The organism is Natrinema gelatinilyticum, assembly GCF_024266705.1.
Taxonomy (GTDB): Archaea; Halobacteriota; Halobacteria; order Halobacteriales; family Natrialbaceae; genus Natrinema; species Natrinema gelatinilyticum.
Genome location: NZ_CP100756.1, coordinates 2,052,979 through 2,069,770, shown reverse-complemented (window position 1 = coordinate 2,069,770; position 16,792 = coordinate 2,052,979). Strand labels below are relative to the sequence as shown.

16 protein-coding genes are annotated in these 16,792 nt (G+C 64.1%); 6 read left to right on the top strand and 10 right to left on the bottom strand.

Translation table 11 applies throughout. From position 1 onward, the window contains the following. Positions 1–58: 58 nt before the first annotated feature. Both NJU76_RS10070 and NJU76_RS10065 read right to left on the bottom strand, forming a co-directional pair. The gene (locus tag NJU76_RS10070) at positions 59–781 is read right to left on the bottom strand and encodes a type I 3-dehydroquinate dehydratase (protein WP_254528099.1); all 723 of its coding nucleotides are present in this window, start codon (positions 779–781) and stop codon (positions 59–61) included. Between the two features lie 71 nt (positions 782–852). Beyond that, on the bottom strand, positions 853–1,833 hold the full coding sequence (locus tag NJU76_RS10065; protein WP_254528096.1) for a transcription initiation factor IIB: 981 nt from the start codon (positions 1,831–1,833) through the stop codon (positions 853–855). Positions 1,834–2,051: 218 nt separating this feature from the next. Here NJU76_RS10065 and yjjX point away from each other — a divergent pair, with 218 nt between their 5' ends. From yjjX to NJU76_RS10050, 3 genes are all read left to right on the top strand, one after another. Next, positions 2,052–2,576: an inosine/xanthosine triphosphatase gene (gene yjjX, locus NJU76_RS10060; RefSeq protein WP_254528095.1), complete on the top strand. Its 525-nt coding sequence runs from the start codon at positions 2,052–2,054 to the stop codon at positions 2,574–2,576. 254 nt (positions 2,577–2,830) lie between these two features. Then, positions 2,831–3,052, top strand: coding sequence for a DUF7123 family protein (locus NJU76_RS10055; protein ID WP_254532451.1), 222 nt, complete (start codon positions 2,831–2,833; stop codon positions 3,050–3,052). Between the two features lie 120 nt (positions 3,053–3,172). Continuing rightward, the gene (locus tag NJU76_RS10050; protein ID WP_254528094.1) at positions 3,173–3,832 is read left to right on the top strand and encodes an HAD family hydrolase; all 660 of its coding nucleotides are present in this window, start codon (positions 3,173–3,175) and stop codon (positions 3,830–3,832) included. Between the two features lie 76 nt (positions 3,833–3,908). Here the strand turns inward: NJU76_RS10050 and NJU76_RS10045 are convergent, their stop codons facing one another. The 5 genes from NJU76_RS10045 to pyk form a co-directional block, all read right to left on the bottom strand. After that, positions 3,909–4,526 carry a winged helix-turn-helix transcriptional regulator gene (locus NJU76_RS10045; protein WP_254528093.1) on the bottom strand — a complete coding sequence of 206 codons (618 nt, stop codon included), beginning with the start codon at positions 4,524–4,526 and terminating at the stop codon, positions 3,909–3,911. Positions 4,527–4,786: 260 nt separating this feature from the next. Further along, a complete protein-coding gene (locus NJU76_RS10040; RefSeq protein WP_254528092.1) occupies positions 4,787–5,953 on the bottom strand; it encodes an SPFH domain-containing protein in 1,167 nt (388 codons plus the stop codon). 72 nt (positions 5,954–6,025) lie between these two features. Further along, positions 6,026–6,637, bottom strand: coding sequence for an NfeD family protein (locus tag NJU76_RS10035; protein ID WP_254528090.1), 612 nt, complete (start codon positions 6,635–6,637; stop codon positions 6,026–6,028). Positions 6,638–6,796: 159 nt separating this feature from the next. Beyond that, on the bottom strand, positions 6,797–7,132 hold the full coding sequence (locus NJU76_RS10030) for a DUF7312 domain-containing protein (RefSeq protein WP_254528089.1): 336 nt from the start codon (positions 7,130–7,132) through the stop codon (positions 6,797–6,799). A gap of 114 nt (positions 7,133–7,246) precedes the next feature. Further along, a complete protein-coding gene (gene pyk, locus NJU76_RS10025; protein WP_254528087.1) occupies positions 7,247–9,031 on the bottom strand; it encodes a pyruvate kinase in 1,785 nt (594 codons plus the stop codon). Between the two features lie 167 nt (positions 9,032–9,198). Here pyk and NJU76_RS10020 point away from each other — a divergent pair, with 167 nt between their 5' ends. Then, a complete protein-coding gene (locus NJU76_RS10020) occupies positions 9,199–9,486 on the top strand; it encodes a GYD domain-containing protein (protein WP_254528082.1) in 288 nt (95 codons plus the stop codon). Between the two features lie 330 nt (positions 9,487–9,816). Here the strand turns inward: NJU76_RS10020 and metG are convergent, their stop codons facing one another. The 3 genes from metG to mfnA form a co-directional block, all read right to left on the bottom strand. Then, the gene (gene metG, locus NJU76_RS10015) at positions 9,817–11,970 is read right to left on the bottom strand and encodes a methionine--tRNA ligase (protein ID WP_254528080.1); all 2,154 of its coding nucleotides are present in this window, start codon (positions 11,968–11,970) and stop codon (positions 9,817–9,819) included. 137 nt (positions 11,971–12,107) lie between these two features. Continuing rightward, positions 12,108–12,716, bottom strand: a complete 609-nt coding sequence (locus NJU76_RS10010) for a hypothetical protein (RefSeq protein WP_254528073.1) — start codon at positions 12,714–12,716, stop codon at positions 12,108–12,110. A 203-nt stretch (positions 12,717–12,919) separates the two neighbouring features. Further along, a complete protein-coding gene (mfnA, locus tag NJU76_RS10005; protein ID WP_256565998.1) occupies positions 12,920–14,026 on the bottom strand; it encodes a tyrosine decarboxylase MfnA in 1,107 nt (368 codons plus the stop codon). 157 nt (positions 14,027–14,183) lie between these two features. Between mfnA and gatD the strand changes: the two genes are divergently transcribed. Both gatD and NJU76_RS09995 read left to right on the top strand, forming a co-directional pair. Continuing rightward, complete coding sequence (gene gatD / locus NJU76_RS10000) at positions 14,184–15,452, top strand: Glu-tRNA(Gln) amidotransferase subunit GatD (protein WP_254528070.1); 1,269 nt, start codon at positions 14,184–14,186, stop codon at positions 15,450–15,452. A gap of 375 nt (positions 15,453–15,827) precedes the next feature. Next, positions 15,828–16,790 carry a GNAT family N-acetyltransferase gene (locus NJU76_RS09995; protein ID WP_254528069.1) on the top strand — a complete coding sequence of 321 codons (963 nt, stop codon included), beginning with the start codon at positions 15,828–15,830 and terminating at the stop codon, positions 16,788–16,790. Positions 16,791–16,792 lie beyond the last annotated feature (2 nt).

Genomic DNA, 16,792 nt, shown 5'->3' with positions numbered 1-16,792 from the left:
TACGTGCGGATGGTAGGAGACCCCTGCCCTTAACATTCCGATTTCGATTGCTTTCGGATCAGTCCAGTTGTACAACCAGTTCCGCGAGCGTCTCGAGGTCGTACTGTCCCGGTGCAGTCGCCTCTGCTGGGTCGACGGGCGCGTATCCTATTTTTGACCCGTATACCGGCGCCACCGCGCGCGTGTGACTCCCGACGTCGCCCATCGCCATCGTCGCGACGGCATCGCCGTGGGCGGTCAGCTGCTCGGTCGCCGACAACAGTGCGAGCGTATCCGCCCTCGACTCGGCCGTGACCGCCAGTTTCGCGACGTCCGCGTACTTGCCCGCCTCTGTCAACGTCCGCACTATCTCGCGTCGGGGCGGCGTCCCCTCGAAATCGTGGGCCGACGCGACGACCGTGACGTCGCGGCTCCGTGCCGTCTCGAGCAGTTCGTCGGCGTCACCTGCGAGTATCGACTCGAATTCGACGTCGATTGCCTCGACGGACTCGAGCGCGGTCGCTTCGGCCAGCGCCTCGAGTCGACGCGCTTCGGCCTCGCCACCGCGCGGCGTTTCGCCGCTCGAACCGTCCGCCGAACTCGGTTCTGCGCCGGTTTCCCACGGGGCGCGGTTCGTCACGAGGATCGGCAGTTCGCCGTCGTAGGCTTCGAGCGCGGCAAGGGGGTCGTCGGCCAGATCCATCCGGAACTCGATCGCGTCGGCGTGATCGCGGGCCGCAGGCTCGTCGGAGAGGTCCGCCGTCGACGCCGCGAGCACGAACGAGTCGAGGTTCAGTCCCATTGCTCTCCACTGGGACCGAGGGCGGCAAAAACGATATCGTTTCGGCGAGATTCTGCGCGGCGGGTCCGAGGTCAGGCCAGTCCGATCGTCTCCTCGGCCTCGAGGAGTTCGTGGTAACGGTTCCGGATCGTGACCTCGGAGATGTCGGCGACGTCACTGACGGCGGCCTGGGTCGTCTTCTCGTTGGTCAGGAGCGCAGCGGCGTAGACCGCGGCGGCTGCGAGGCCGACTGGCGACTTGCCGGAGTGAACCCCCTTCTCCTTGGCGTTCTGGAGGAGCGACCGTGCTCGGTGTTCGGCTTCGTCCGAGAGCTCGAGACCCGACGCGAAGCGGGGAACGTAGCTCTCGGGGTCTGCGGGCTGGACCTCGAGTCCGAGTTCGCGGACGACGTACCGGTACGTCCGGGCAATCTCGTTTTTCTCGACGCGAGACACGTCCGCGATTTCGTCGAGGCTCCGTGGAACGCCCGCCTGACGGGCAGCGGCGTAGACGCAGGCAGTCGAGACGCCCTCGATCGAGCGACCGGGGAGGAGGTCCTCGTCGAGTGCGCGCCGGTAGATGACGCTCGCCGTCTCGCGGACGTTCGTCGGGAGACCGAGCGCGGAGGCCATCCGGTCGATTTCGCCGAGTGCCTGCTTGAGGTTGCGTTCCTTCGAGTCGCGCGTCCGGAACCGCTCGTTCCACTTGCGCAGACGCTGCATCTTTTCGCGCTGGCGTGAGCCGAGCGAGTTGCCGTAGGCGTCCTTGTTTCGCCAGTCGATATTGGTCGAGAGCCCCTTGTCGTGCATCGTGTTCGTCGTGGGTGCGCCCACGCGAGACTTCTCGTTCTTCTCGGCGGCGTCGAACGCGCGCCACTCGGGGCCGCGATCGACCGAATCTTCCTCGACGACCAGTCCGCAGTCCTCGCAGACGGTTTCGCCGTGCTCATCGTCGACGACGAGGTGGCCCGCACACTCGGGGCAAGCGAGGCCCTCCGTCTCGCTCTCCGTTTCCCGTTCGTTCGTTTGTGGTTCGCTACGTCGTACTCTCGTTTTCGATGGTGCGTTAGTCATGCGATGGCGAATGCTCCCGGCCGAACCAATCACAAAAGCCCGGACGGATTCGTTACCTCTCACGTTCAGACACTCGAGGTTTAATGGTTTCGAAATCGTATCCCGAAGCCCCTGGAAAGTGGATAATTCGACTGAAAAAGCATGAGGGATAGTAACATTAATGTTGCGCCGCAGCTCCAAAACGCAGCTGCCAACTTTGACCCCCTCGAACGGCCGGTATGGAGATTGCAGTCGGCAGCACGAATCCGGTCAAGATCGACGCAGTCGAACGAACGCTCGAGCGGTACAACCCGACAGTTATCGCCGTCGACGTCGACTCTGGCGTCGGCGAGCAACCGCGGACGATCGTCGAAACGGTCAGGGGAGCCGAAAACCGTGCACGACGAGCGCTCGCAGCGACCGACGCCGACTACGGAGTCGGCCTCGAAGGTGGGATCGCTCGACTCGAGGCGATGCCGGGGCTCTCACTGATAATGTGGGGTGTCACGACGGACGGCGTCCGAACGGAGCGAGGTGGCGGGCCGACGCTTCGACTTCCCGACCGGATCGCCGAACGCGTCACAGAGGGAGGTGAACTGGGGCCGGTGGTGGACGAGATGCTCGGGACCGAACACGTCGCCGAGGCGGAGGGGGCGGCGGGTGTACTGACGGCGGGACTGACGGACCGAACGCGAGCGCTCGGCGAAGCAGTTGCGTGTTCGTTTGGCCCCTTCGTAACAACCTATTACGACGACGAAAGTTGACCGGTACCCGAACCGGCCGCACAGAGACCGTGTCCCGTTCTGGCGGCCGCAATCGCCACCCGGGTGGGCAGAAATGGTCACGAACATGCGACAATCTCTCCTGGAGATTGTTTAACCGGTCGTACCAACGAAAGCTTTCTACCCAATTATTCCTCGATTACTCGTCGGGAAAACCGCACGACGGGAGTGGGTTAACTGCGCGTACCAAACCCCCTAAGGGTATTCCTGTCATTCCACGGTGTATGAGTACTGCAATGGCCCCCGACCTCACGAGTAAACAACGGCAGATTCTGGAGTACCTCCGGGAGAACGCGGCGACGAAAACGTACTTCAAATCCCGTCTTATCGGCCAGGAGCTCGGAATGACCGCGAAAGAGGTCGGCTCGAACATCACCGCACTCCAGAACAGCGAGTACGATGTCGAGATCGAAAAATGGGGTTACTCCTCAAGTACGACCTGGAAAGTCGACGTTTAACCGGAGACGGTATCGAAGTCGAACGCGGTTCTCCCCTCCGTTCACTCACCGCTTTAACGGCGCGCCGGCACTCGAAGACGCCGAACGCCTTTGTATCTCGAGTCCCGACAGAATCGATACATGACGTCGGCAGTCTTCTTCGACATGGACGGGGTGATCCTCAAGGGCCCGCGGACTGACCCGCAGGTGTACGCCGACGCCGCTGACGCCGCCCTCGCCGAACTGGAGGCCGATCCGACCCCGTCCCAGCACCGCGATTTTAGACGCCACGATCACGAACGAATTCGGGATCACTGCACCGATCTCGAGATCGACCCCGCGCTGTTCTGGGAATTGAAGGAGACCCACGCCTCGAGTCGAACCCACGACCGGATACGGACCGGAGAGCGAGTGACGTACGAGGATATCGACGCGATCGACGACCTGACCGATCGAACGACGGTCGGTCTCGTCACCAACAACCGCCATGAAACCGCCGCGTTCGTCGCCGACTACTTCGGGTTCGACTTCGACGTCGTGCGCGGACGAGATCCGACCTTCGCAGGCTACGAGCGGCGCAAACCCGATCCCTATTACCTCGAAGATGCGCTCGCCGACCTCGGCGTCGCCGACGGAATCTACGTCGGCGATTCGCCGAAAGACGTCATAGCCGGCCGTGCGGCCGGCCTCGAGACCGCGTTCGTTCGGCGACCGCACAACCGCGAGTGCGAACGTCCCGTACACGCCACGTACGAGATCCGGTCGCTCAGAGAGCTACTGGACGTGGTCGAACCCGTATGATTCGTCGGGTAATCCGTTCTTACTCCTTACTCCCCGTGTCGGGCAGTCCCGTAGTAGCACCTTCGGGGTTCGTCTCTCAGACGTCGTACGTCAGAAATTGATCGGCCTTCCGCGCGAGCGTCCGCGCTCGAGTCCCGAACGAATCCGCGTGGCGGACGACGAGGACCAGTACGGTCTCCGGTCGTTCGACCGTGTACCCACTGTCCCGAGAGAGCAATCCAGCTTCCTCGAGTTCGCCGGCGTACTTGCTGACCGTCGGCGGTGAGACGTCGAGCGCCGTCGCGAGGTCGCCAGCCGTCACATCCGGATTCAACAGGAGTTCGATCAACATCCCGCGTGGCGTCTCCCGCCGGAGGTAGCCGAGCGCCCGCTTTTCGAACTCGTCGAATCTGCCGGCCGTAACGAACCGCTTGTAATCGCCGTCGCGATAGCGCTCGATCGCATCGACCTCCTCGAGTCGCCGAAGGTGGTGTTGGGTTTCGCCGGTTCCGAGTTGGAGGTCGTCCCGGATCTTCGAGAAGTGCGCACCCGGCGTCGTAGAAAGGTACCCGGCGATGGCGTCGCGCGCGTCGCTTTCACCCGTCTCGGCCGCTGCCGACTCGGAGAGTCCGACCAGCGGAGAAGCAGCACCGAGGGCTGCGAATCGGCGCAGGGTCGCACGTTTCTCGTCGTCGACCCCGTCGGGTGATGTCATGGCTGCTTACGGCCCCTTAGAGGCGACCCGTAAAACAGGTTTCGCTCCGCTTTGTTCACCGAAAACGACCAGTTAGCGATCGGACCGTTTCGATCGGTGATCGGTAGTAGCTGTTTACCCGGTGACTGAATTCGAGACGGAGGGGCCTGTCGAGCGGTCGTTCGGCGGCCTCGAAAGAAATTGTCAGTGGACGAGAGGAGCCGAAGCGGAGGAGACGAGTGCCGTGCTCGAGTGGAGGTCCGCCTCGGTCAGTCCGCCGATTATTCCTCCGGGTCGTCGGTCGGCATCTCAGTGCCGCCGTCGGCCTGACTCTGGAAGTCCTGGTCCATCTCTTCGATGACCTCGTCGGGATCCGTGATATCCGCCGTGTCCTTCCCTTCTTTGATAGCCTGGGCTTCTTGTTCCATCGCCTCGACGTCCATATCAGCTTCCTGATCGATTTCGCCGATGATCTCGGCGATGTCGTCCAGACCGATCAGTTCGCGAGTCTCCTCGTCGAACTCGCGGCTCTCGAGTTCCGCGCCGTTCTCCTTGACGTCGCTGCCCGAGAGGTGCTTGCCGTAGCGGCCGACCAGCGAGGAGAGTTCCTGTGGCAGGACGAACGTCGTCGACTCGCCCTGGCCGATGTCGGCTAAGGTCTCCATTCCCTTGTCGATGACCGCGCGTTCGCCCATTGATTCCGCGGATCGCGCGCGAAGCACGGTCGAGATCGCGTCACCCTGCGCTTCGAGGATCTGGCTCTGCTTTTCACCCTGGGCGCGGATGATTTCGCTCTGTTTATCACCTTCGGCCTTTTCGACGGCGCTCCGGCGTTCACCCTGTGCCTCGAGGATCATGGCGCGACGCTTTCGCTCGGCGGAGGTCTGTTGCTCCATCGCACGCTGGACGTCCTTCGAGGGGTTGACCTCGCGGACCTCGACCGACTCGACGCGGATGCCCCACTCGTCGGTGGGTTCGTCGAGTTCTGTGCGGATACGAGCGTTGATCTCCTGGCGCTTGTTCAGCGTATCGTCGAGTTCCATGTCACCCAATACGGCCCGAAGGGTCGTCTGAGCGAGGTTCGAGACGGCGCGCTTGTAGTCGTCGACCTGGAGAAACGCCTTCTTGGCGTCCATTACCTTGATGTAGACGACCGCATCAGCCGTGACGGGCGAGTTGTCCCGAGTGATGGCTTCCTGCCGGGGGACGTCCAGCGTCTGGGTTCGCATGTCGAACGCGTACGTGTTCGAGACGAACGGCGGGACGAAGTTGATACCCGGCTCGAGGAGTTTGCGGTACTCGCCGAAGACGGTCAGGGCGCGTTTCTCGTAGGCGGCAACGATTTCGATTGCGCTGAGGAGTGCGGCGATGACGACGACCAGAACGAGCACTCCGACGATCAGCAGGGCAGCGCCGGTGGTCTGTAGGGGGAACAATTGTGCAACCATATTTCAGGGTTACGGTGGGGGGGAGAAAAGCGTTCCCTTATTCCGCCAACATATGTTGACTGTTCGCATTCCTCAATTCGATTTCTCCGTTTCGGGTTCGCGATCGACTTCGGACCTCGTGTCGTCGAGTTCGTCGCCGCCGTCTGCGGCCTCTCGTTCGCGTGACTCGGACGCCGCCCGCTCACGTGCGAGCGCGCGATCGATCTCGTCCTCGCCGATCGAGTCGAGCGATTCGACCGTGAGAACGTTGCCGCCGCCCGGATCGAGAACGATGATCTCCTCACCCTCCTCGATCGTACCCTCGGTCGACCGTGCGCTATAGTAAGGAGCGAAACCGCCTTCGTCGAGTTTGACCTCGCCGCTGCGATTCGTGACGGTCTCGGTGACGTACCCCGTTGTGCCCGCCAACGAATCGGAGTCCGTCGTCTGTGCAGTCCCTTTCCCACCGTAGAAGTCGAACTCCCGGTAGACGTAGGCGGCGGCGAGTCCGATCACGAGCGTTAGTCCCGCCAGGACGAGCGGACTCGCCGCGGGTTGAAAGAGCACGCCGACGAGTCCGGCACCGACCAGCGCGATCCCGATCACGATGAGATGGGCTCCGGGAGAGAGGGCCTCGAGGACCATCAACACGAGTCCCGCAACTAGAAGCAGCAGCGGCACGTTCCCCACGAGGGATTCGACCATATGCGGGGTTAGGTCCCGCCCCGATTAAATGTTTACTGAGAGCCAAGACTGATTTTATCGGCCAAGCGCGACGAGCGGCGACCGAGAGGCCGGACGGAGCGATTCGAAGTGAACGGATCGGGGACTAAGTGTCACTGCAGACGCGAGCGCGCTCACCGATCAGCCGAGCGGGATGGTTATCAGCCGAAGGAGGACAAGTACCATCCCGATCGCGCCTAGCAGGACGAACAGCACGTTCTCGAGGTCCGGATCGCCGGGTTCGATCGGCGTCGAGTTCGCCTCCGGTGTGTATTCGTCTTCGAGATCGGGATCTGCGCTCGTTCCATCGTCGCTCGAACCGGAGAGATCGAGCGGGACCCCATCCCACGTGCCCTCGCCTCCGGAAGCGTCGGCCGACTCGGAGTCCGCTGTCGATCCGAGGCCCGGGTCCGACCCCCACGTGTCGTGCCGTCTGTCGTCGGGTTCGCCACCGGCTCCGGACGGGTCGTCTGCCATACCCGTTTGTACTAGTCCCGTCGCCAAAAAGCCGCGGTCTGCGGACGACGCCGGCTCGAACGACGACTCCCGATGCATGCAGGCTGCCGTGTCACGACCCCGTATTCGTGCCGATCAGGTCTGTTCGGTTCGTTTCCCGAGATCGCCGCCGTAGACGACGCCGCGTTCGGCGTCTAGGGTAACGATGTCACCGTCCCCGATCCCCTCGAGTTCCGTGAGATCCGCATCGCTGATCATCGGCAAGTCCAGTTCGCGAGCGATCAGCGCCGGGTACCCCGTCATCCCCCGCTCGGCGTTTACGATGCCTGCGATTCGGTTCGTCTCACCCGTGAATTCCTCGTCGAACTCGGCCGAGAGAGCGAGGATCGCACCCTCTGGAACGCCCGAGAGGTCGCCGTCAGAACTCCGCACTAGCGGACCGGTCACGCGACCCTCCACGACGACTCGCCCGGTCGTCAACGCCTCCGCGGCGACGTGGACTTTCAGCATGTTCGTCGTGTTCGTCCCCTCGAGTTCGGTCATCATGCCACAGAGGACGACGACGGTATCGCCGCTCGCGGCGACATTGGCGTCCAACGCTGCCTGGACGGCTTCCTCCACGACGGCGTCGGCGCTTTGACCCGAGACCGGAGCGTAAAGCGGCGTCACACCCCAGGTCAGCGCGAGCTGGCGACGCACCGCCTGGCTCGACGTCGAAGCGACGACTGGTACTCCGGGGCGGTACTTCGCCGTCTTCAACGCGGTGTAGCCGGATTCGGTCGCCGCGACGACCGCGTCCGCATCGATGTCCCGCGCCAGAAACCGCGCGGAGCGAGCCAGTGCATCCGTTCGCGCCTCGCCGGAGGCGGGGACGCGCTGCTCGAGCAATTCTGCGTACTCGCCGGAGCGTTCGACCTGGCCGACGATGCTGTCCATCGCGTCGACGACGGCGACGGGGTGGTCGCCGACGGCGGTTTCGGCCGAGAGCATGACCGCGTCCGTGCCGTCGAGGACAGCGTTGGCGACGTCCGACGCCTCCGCGCGTGTCGGGCGACGTGCGTGGACCATCGAATCGAGCATCTCCGTCGCCGTGATGACCGGCCGGCCCGCATCACGGCATTTGCGGATGATCCGTTTTTGAATCATCGGGACGTCTTCCATCGGACACTCCACGCCGAGGTCACCCCGTGCAACCATCACACCGTAGGCGGCGTCGATGATCTCGTCTAAGTTCTCGACCGCACCCGCGCGTTCGATTTTCGCGACGACGGGAACGTCCGCACCCGCGTCCTCGAGCACCTCGCTGACCTCGTAGACGTCGTCGGCATCGCGGACGAAACTCGCCGCGACGAAGTCGACGCCCTTCTCGGCGGCCAGCTCGAGGTCCTTGCGATCCGACTCCGTGACCACGTCGAGATTCAGGTCGACGCCGGGAACGTTCACCCCCTTTCGTCCGCCCAACTCGCCGCCGGTGTCGACACGTACCCGAACCGCGTCGGAATCGTTCGCTCCCGACTCCTCGCGCTCGAGCACGGTCGTCTCGATCAGTCCGTCGGCGAGCAGGATGCGATCTCCCGGCTCGACGGCGTCGATCGACAGCGAGAGTCCGACCGTGTCTTGCGTCGCCTCGTCGCCCTCGACGAACCGAATCTCAGAGTCCGTCTCCAGGGTCACCGTCTCGCCGTCGGGCAGCGGTGCGGTCCGAATCTCTGGACCCTGCATGTCGAGCATGACCGCGACCGACTCCGCTCGTTCCTCGTCGACCGCGCGGATACGATCTATCAGGGCCGCCCGCACGTCGCGGGTCCCGTGACTCGCGTTCAGTCGCGCGACGGACATCCCGGCCGCGGCGAGGTCCCGGATCGTCTTCCTGTCGTTCGACGCAGGTCCCAGCGTACAGACGATCTTCGCGTTTCTCATAGCGGTGAGTAGCGCGAGCACCGCCTAAAAGATAGGGACTTACTCGATTGTGAGTATGTGATTGCTGCAATCGGCCTGCGGCTGCCGCTCCCGTCGGTGTCCGTCGGTCGTCACTCCCGTCCACTGCCACGACAACCGTTTTCCGCGGTTCGATCATCCGATTAGATATGCCCACCTACGCCACGCTCGTCGATATCGTCGACCGCGAGGTCCAGAACGCCCAGGAGCTTACGTCGATCTGGGGCGAGATCAAAACGGAGTTCGAAGAACACAACTCGGAACTCCGGCATTCGTACGCCGTCCTCGGCGAATGCGACTTCCTCATCATCTTCGAGGCCGCCGACCGCGAAGCCGCGTTCAAATCAGCGCTGACGCTCCACCGGCACGGACTCGAGGGAAAGACCATGGAAATCGTCGACACGGATAGCTTCGCGGACCTGGTCGACGAAATCTGATCGTATCAGCCCCTCGACTGATACGGTCTGCTGTACCGATGTACCGGTGCAACCGCGACCGTCCTGCGGTTGCACCGGCAACGTCGTACAGTAGTCCGTATGAGACGCTGATGGCACCGACGCCTCGGCCACGACCGGCGTCGTCGCTCGTTCAGTCCGCCGGACGCTCGAGCGGGCGCATGACTCGCTTGGGGCCTGTGTTGCTCTCGAAATGGATGTCGATACTCGTCAGATCGACTAGCCAGAACGCCGCCTCGACGAGACCGACGCTCCAGAGCCTACAGAACCTCGAGAGACCGATCACATCAGAAGTTGCGGCTCTCGACGAGCCTATCGGATCTTCTCGCCGACGTCCGCGTCCCCGTGCGTAGTCAGCAGATCCGCCTGCTCGCCGGCCGCGAGGATCATACCGTTGGACTCCACGCCGAACAGTTCGGCGGGTTCCATGTTCGCGAGCAGGACGCACTTCGTTCCCGGTAACTCGTCGAGGTCGTGAAGTTGCTTGATCCCTGCGACGACCTGTCGGGTCTCGAAGCCGATGTCGACCTCGAGTCGCGCGAGGTCGTCCGCGCCCTCGATACCGTCCGCTGTCTCGATCCGGCCGACGCGAATGTCCAGTTCCTGAAAGTCGTCGAACCCGATTCGCTCTTCGGTCAACGCCTCGAGATCCTCCGTGTCCGTCATACGCTCGGGTTCGCTCGCATCGGTGTCGTCGCTTTCGGTTTCCGCCTCGGTGGCCGGCGATGAGGAGTCGGCGGCCGCAATCCTGTCCTCGAGGTTCTCGGTCAGTTCCGCGACCCGATCGTCCTCGATCTGCTCGAAGAGTTCGCCCGGTTCGTCGAAAGTCCTCGGCGGGGCTTCGAGCGCGTCTTCGAGGTGAGCGTCCGTGATATCGCCCTCCTCGCCGAGTTGGGTCCACAGCGCCTGCGCTTTGCCGGGGGCGATCGGCTCGATGAGAACGCCGACCGCCTTGGCGATCTGGACGCAGTCCCGGATGACCTGCGCCGCTCGTTCGGGCTCGTCGTCGGTGAGCTTCCACGGCTCGTTGCGCTGGATGTACTCGTTGCCGAACTGTGCGAGCCTGGTCGCGGCTTGCCCCACCCCTCGCATGGAGTAGTCGTTGACGCTCTCGCGAACGTCGTCGATCGCGTCCTCGATGCGTTCCCGTACTTCCTCGGACACCGACGCGTCCGGCGTTCCCTCGTAATTTCGGTAGGCGAAGAGCAGCGAGCGATACCAGAAGTTGCCGACCGTGCCGACGAGTTCGCCGTTGACCTTCTCCTGGAACGCCTCCCACGAGAAGTCGACGTCCTGCTGGAAGCCGCCCGTGGTGGTCAGGTAGTACCGAAGCAGGTCCGGGTGGAACCCTTCCTCGAGGTACTCCTTCGCCCAGATCGCACGATTCCGGCTCGTCGAGAGGCCCTTGCCGTTGATCGTGATGAAGCCGTGCGCGGCGATACCGCGCGGCGTGTTGTACCCCGCGCCCTCGAGCATCGCCGGCCAGAAGATCGTGTGGTGCTGGATGATGTCGCGGCCGATGACGTGGACGATCTCGCCCTCGTCCTTCCAGACTCGCTCCCAGTCGTACTCGTCGGCTCCGACGCGCTCCGAGTACTGCTTCGTCGAGGAGATGTACTCGATCGGTGCGTCGACCCAGACGTAGAGGACGAGGTCGGATTCGTCGGCGGTTTCACCGCCTCCGTTTCGTTGCTCTGCGTGAGCAACGCTGTCCCCGTCCTCACCGGGATAGTCGATTCCCCAGTCCATATCGCGCGTGATACACCAGTCCTGGAGGCCGTCTTCGATCCACTGTCGGGGCTGATTCCGCGCGTTGGACGTCCCCTCGAGATCGTCGAGGAACCCGGTGAGGAAGTCGGCAAACTCGGAGACCTCGAAGAACTTGTGCGGTCGGTCGCGGTACTCCGCGGGGTTGCCCGTGATCGTACTCGTCGGATTCTCGACTTCGCCGGGCTCTAAGTGGCGCTGACACCCCTCGTCGCACTCGTCGCCGCGGGCTTTTGCACCGCAGTAGGGACAGGTCCCCTCGACGTACCGATCGGGCAGATACTGGTCGGCTTCGGGGTCGTAGGCGACCTGTATCTCCTTTTCGTAGATGTAGCCCTTCTCGTCTAAGGTGCGGACGATCTCCTGGGTCAGTTCGGTGTTGGTCTCGTCGTGGGTGTGCCCGTAGTTATCGAACTCGACGTTGAACTGCGGAAACGTCTCCTCGTACTGGCGGTGCCACTCCAGGGCGAAATCTTCCGGGTCGACGCCTTGCTCTTCGGCGTTCACGGCGACCGGGGTCCCGTGCATGTCCGACCCGCAGACGTAGATCGATTGCTGTCCGAGCGTCTCGAGTGCGCGGTTAAACGCATCTGCGCCGATGTAGCTTCGTAGGTGACCGATGTGCAGGTCACCGTTCGCGTACGGTAACCCGCAGGTCACGACGGCGGGTACGTCCGTCGGAAACTCGTCGCGGCTCATGCTCGTCACGTTGCACTCGCGGGCGTAAAACCCGCCGGTTTCGATCGCGCGGACCCCGACGTCCGTCGCGGTATCCGTCTCCGACTCCGAGGGCGCCCCGCCGGACGAAGGGACAGCGAGGAGAAGCGCCTGACCGTTCAGACCGCGTACCCTTCGTTTCTCAGCGCGAGTTCGACCACCTGATCGAAGCGCTCTCGGAGGGCGGGATCGAAGCGCTCGACGCGCTCGTCGGATTCGGTCAGTTCGAGGCGACGTTCCTCGGCGACCGCATCGGCGTCGGTATCGGCGCGCCGATACGTCTCGGTGAATTTGCGGCTATCGTTCCCGTAAACGGTCACGGAAATCTCGTCGGAGCCCCGTCCCTCCGGCTTTGACGCGCCCGCTCCTCCGCTCACCGTCACCCGTTCGAAATCGGTGAGTTCCGTACTGAAGCCGCCGATCGCGAGTTTCTGTTCGAGGGACTCGCGGTCCCACTCGCGGCGCTGACCCGTCTCTCGATCCGTCCCGATGACCGTCTCTGGACCGATCGTGTCTATCGACCACTTGGCGAGCGATTCGGATTCGAGTTCCTCTGCCGTCCGCGAACGGATATCACCCTCTTGAACCGTGTCGCCTTCTTCGACGCGGATGTAGCGCGGGTTCGCGGCGGGGACGTCGAGATAGATTTCGCCCGGCTCGGTACTAACGAGCGCTTCGGTTCCTTCGATGGAACGGGAAACGAGCTTCTGCTGTCTGCCGTTTCTCATGGTTGTTAATCACACCCGTACTCGGGAGCAGATCGATCTAAGGCTGCTGCCGGCACTCTCCATGCGGACCCGGGCTCGAGCGATACGGGCCGGGTACCCGTCCCCCGCGTCGGCGGCCGCCGATAGGACCGTCCGGCGAGCAGCAGACGTCGGCGACGTCAAAAAGGGCCGAAACTACCGGTTCGAAAGGGTCGGGATTACCGTCAGTCGTCGCTGACGACGGGAACGCTTGCGCGCACCTCGAGCCGATCCAGATCCCCGACAAAGGAAGCCAGCATCTCGCGGGTGACGTGGGGCATACAGACGATCCGGAGTTCTCCCGCGGCGGTCCGCGAAATTCGCCACCCGGCCCCCCGGAGCCCGTCGAACGTCGAACGGGGGACGTCGGCCGCGACGAGCGGTAGCGTCGGATCGACGACCCGATAGCCTCGCTTCTCGAGGGCGTCAGCCAGCCACTCCGCGTTGTTCTGCGACCGGACGTACTGACTGCGGTACCCCTCCGGCCACAGCACCTTCATCGCGGCGACTGCGCTCGCGACACCCGCACCCGAACGGGTTCCGGTCAGCGTGGCCTGGGAGGTCGACTCGAGATAGGGCGTATCGACGGCGAGTTCGTCGAGCAGGGCGGGGGAGCGGACGAGCAGTCCGCCCGCGGGGACCGCAGCCTGCCCCATTTTGTGCGGGTCGATCGCCATCGTGTCGACCGCGGCGTGACCGAAGTGCCACTCGTAGTCGGTAAAGGGGAGGACGAACCCGCCCCAGGCGGCGTCGACGTGGAGCATCGCGCCCGCGGCGTGAGCGATGTCGCCGAGCGCAGGGATCGGGTCGACACGACCGTACTCCGTCGTTCCTGCGACGCCGATTACCAGCGCCGTGTCGTCGTCGACGCTCGCGCGAACTGCTTCGAGATCAACACGGTGTCGATCGTCGGTCGGAACGACTCTGAGTTCGACGCCGAGCAGGTCGGCGGCCTTCCGGAAACTGAAGTGGCCCGATTCGGACATGACGACGTTCGGCGAGCGGGTGTCGGCCCGCTCGCGGGCGATTCGGACGGCCTGGATGTTCGCCTCGGTCCCGCCGCTGGTGATGTAGCCCGTCGGGTCGTCCAGCCCCGCGATGTCCCCCAGAAGGTCGATGGCGTCGTCTTCGAGCGCCGCGACGTTCGGGTAGGTGCCAGGATCACCGGGGTTCGTCGCGAGAAACCGCTCGGCCGCGTCGCGCGCCACCGGGTGCGGTTCCGTGCACATGGACGAGAGGACCCGGTCGAACGCTTGCGGCTCGATTTGCATATCACGTACGTGATCCGTCATCGGTTTATTTGTTGCGTTTGACGACGTATCTCAACGGCGGTCGTTCTCGGGAAGTACCCGCCGCGACGGTCAGTAGCCCACCCGACCCGCGACGGAACGGCGCGATCCGCTCCGCGGAAAGCGTGCCTTCAAGTCCGCCGGCGCGCAACGCACCTCCATGAATCCAGGCGACCGCGTCCGCGTCGACCGCGCGGATCGCACGTACGAAGGCGTGTTACTCCCCTCGAGCACGGACGAGCACCTCGTCGTGAAACTCGAGGGCGGCTACAACGTCGGTATCGACCGGGACGACGCCGACGTGTCCGTCCTCGCGGAGGACGTCTACGAAATCGACGCGACGGACGCGACGGGTCCCGACGAGGCCGAGACCGACGGCGTGAGTTCGAAAATCGAGTTCGACGACGACCTCCCGACGATTTCGCTGCTCTCGACCGGCGGCACGATCGCCTCGACGGTCGACTACCGTACCGGCGCGGTGACGGCACAGTTCGACGCCGAGGACGTCCTTCGGGCCGTTCCAGACCTCGCTGGCCGCGCGAATTACCGCGGCCGCGTCGTCGCCAACATTCTCTCGGAGAACATGGAGCCGCCCCTGTGGCAGGATCTCGCTCGGGCCGTCCACGAGGAGATCGAAGCCGGCGCCGACGGCGTGGTCGTCATGCACGGCACCGACACGATGCAGTACTCGGCCGCCGCGCTCGCGTTCATGCTCGAGACGCCGGTCCCGATCGTCTTCACCGGATCCCAGCGTTCGGCGGACCGACCCTCGTCGGACAACGTGATGAACGCCGTGTCGGCAGTCGAGGCCGCAAAGAGCGACTGTGCGGAGGTGCTGGTCTGCATGCACGCCTCCGAGAGCGACGACGTCTGCGCGCTCCACCGCGGGACGCGCGTTCGAAAGAACCACACCTCGCGTCGGGATGCGTTCGAGACGATCGGGGCGGAGCCACTGGGCAGCGTCGACTACGAGACCGAGACTATCAGCTTCCGACGTGAGTATCGAGAGCGCGACGCGGTCGACCTCGTGATCGAACCGGCGCTCGAGGACGACGTCGATCTTCTGAAATTCACGCCCGGCATGGACCCCGCCTTCCTCGACGTCGTCGAGGGCTCCGGGGGGCTGGTTATCGAGGGAACCGGCCTCGGCCACGTCCACACCGATCTCATCCCGCGGATCGAGGAACTCGTCGACGACGGCACGACAGTCGTCATGACCAGCCAATGTCTCGAGGGCCGAGTCTGCGACCGGGTCTACGACACCGGGCGGGATCTGCTCGAGGCGGGCGTTCTCGAGGGCGACGATATGCTGCCGGGGACGGCAAAGGTCAAGCTGATGTGGGCGCTCGCGAATTCGAACGACGTCGAAGAGGCGATGGGGACGTCGCTCGCCGGCGAGATTCAGGCGCGGTCGGTTCCCTGGATGTAGGATTCCAGGGAACACCGGCACGAAAAACCCGCTTTCGGCACCGGATGCTGTCGTCCGCGTTCAGCGTCTGGTGCTGACGTATCCTCGCACCCCCTCGTACATTGCTTCGATGAGCCTGTACGCGAGGATACTCGTTAGAACCAGGACGACGAGTTCGAACAGTTCCATATCTGAATAGTGTTTCTTCTTTTATAAGAATCTGTGGATGGTGCGTGTGTGCGGGCCGAACCCACCATCGCCCGACGTCACCGCCCGGACCTGTCCGAGGGGCCGCGAAAACGATGCTCACGAACGGCGCACTCCGCGAGAGCTGCCATCGATTCGACGAAGGGCTTTCACCGTGTGGTACCGTGAGAGAGGACTGTATCACGGACGATGTCACCTGACGCCGAACCCTCCATCGAAATCCGCCGCGCGACACACGACGATTACGAGGCCGTCACCGCCTTCACGAGCGACATCTGGTCGGATCGGGGCGGCGACTACATTCCGCGAATCTACCACGAGTGGCTCGAGAAACCCACCGAGACGGGAAAGAAGACCTTCCTCGCGGAGGTCGACGGCGAGGTCGCGGGCATCGTCCAGGGCGTGATGCTCTCGCCGGACGAGGCGTGGTTCCAGGGGATGCGCGTCGCCGCGGAATTCCGCCGGCGGGGGGTAAGCCGTCGGCTGAACGACGCGACGTTCGAGTGGGGACGCGAACAGGGTGCGACCGTCGGTCGGATCATGGTTTTCTCGTGGAACGCGGGGTCCCTCGGCGTGGCGCGGGCGAGCGGCTTCGGCCCGATCACCGAGTTCCGGTTCGCCCATCCGAATCCCGATCCGGACGCCGACGGGCCGGATTCGTGTCGCGTCTCGAGCGATCCGACGGCGGCCTGGCGGTACTGGACCCATAGCGGCGCGCGCGACCATCTCGACGGACTGGGGCTCGCACCCGAGGAATCGTGGGCCGTCCGGGAACTCACGCGACGCGATTTCGACCGATTGGCCGATCAGACGGCCGTGTTTGCGGTCGAGAGCGACGACGGGCTCGCGGGCGCTGCCTACAGAACCCGGACCGTCGAACGGACGACCGACGGCGGTGACGGGCCCGCAGAGACGGAGACATGGGCCGAATACGGACTCGGCGCGTGGACGGACGTCGACGCCGCCCGCTCGCTGTTCGCCGCGATCGCTCGAGACGCGGCCGCCCTGGGGGCCGATGCGACCCGCGTCGCGATCCCGGAAACGGCCCGGTTCGTCACCGACGCCGCCGCGACCGGAGCCGAACTCTCTGAGGAACCGGATTTCGTGCTGGGAATCGACCTGACGAACGTGCGATCGGGTCTGGATCGGTAGGG